Source organism: Halomonas sp. KAO (assembly GCF_015595025.1).
GTDB lineage: Bacteria > Pseudomonadota > Gammaproteobacteria > Pseudomonadales > Halomonadaceae > Halomonas.
This window is the reverse complement of the sequence record NZ_JADNRL010000019.1, coordinates 1-851: the sequence shown is the minus strand read 5'-3', so window position 1 is coordinate 851 and position 851 is coordinate 1. Positions and strand designations below refer to the sequence as shown.

Sequence of the window (851 nt, the reverse complement as noted above, 5' to 3'; positions counted from 1 at the left end):
CAGCGTGGCCGGTGCTGGCAACAGCATCACTCTCGATGGCAGTGCCGGTGACATCACGGGCCTGACCAACACCGACCTCGATGGCGGTGACTTCGCCCAAGCGGGACGTGCGGCCACCGAGGAGCAGCTGGACCTGGTCAACCAGACTGCCAACGCCGGCTGGAACCTGAGCGGCTCCGGCGCCGATCAGGTGAACATCGGGCCGAACGGCGCGGTGGACTTCCAGGGCGACAGCAATATCAGCGTGGCGCAGAACGGCCAGGAGGATGACGGTCAGATCGACATCACCCTGAACCCTGACCTGAATGTAGATAGCGTGACCGCGGGCAATAGCGTGCTCGATACTGATGGCCTGGCGGTGACCGATACCAACGGCAACCAGACCATCACTGGTGCCACCGGCACCACGGTGACGGATGCGGCCGGCAACACGACTGCAGTAACCGCGACCGGCACCAACGTCACCGATGGCACCAACAGCACCGCCTACGGCGTCGACGGCATGACCATTGCGGGTGGGCCGAGTGTCACCAGTGGCGGTATCGATGCGGCTGGTAACACCATCACCGGCGTGGCCGATGGCGCCATCAACAGCAGCAGCAGCGATGCCATCAACGGCAGCCAGCTGCAGGCAGCGGGCGACAGCCTGGCCAGCAACGTGCTGGGTGGCGATGCCGATTACACCGGCAACGACTTCACCATGAGTGACGTGGGCGGTACCGGCGAGAGCACCATCGATGACGCCATCCGCTCGGCTAATACCACTGCCAATGCCGGCTGGAACGTGGCCGACACCAACGGCAATAGTCACAACATCGGCCCGAACGGCAAGGTGACGTTCGAGGGTGATA

At 63.9% G+C, this 851-nt stretch carries 1 pseudogene; it reads left to right on the top strand.

Annotation, left to right across the window (positions count from 1 at the left end):
• A pseudogene (locus IOC61_RS06335) lies at nucleotides 1-851 on the top strand (hypothetical protein); the annotation flags it as partial.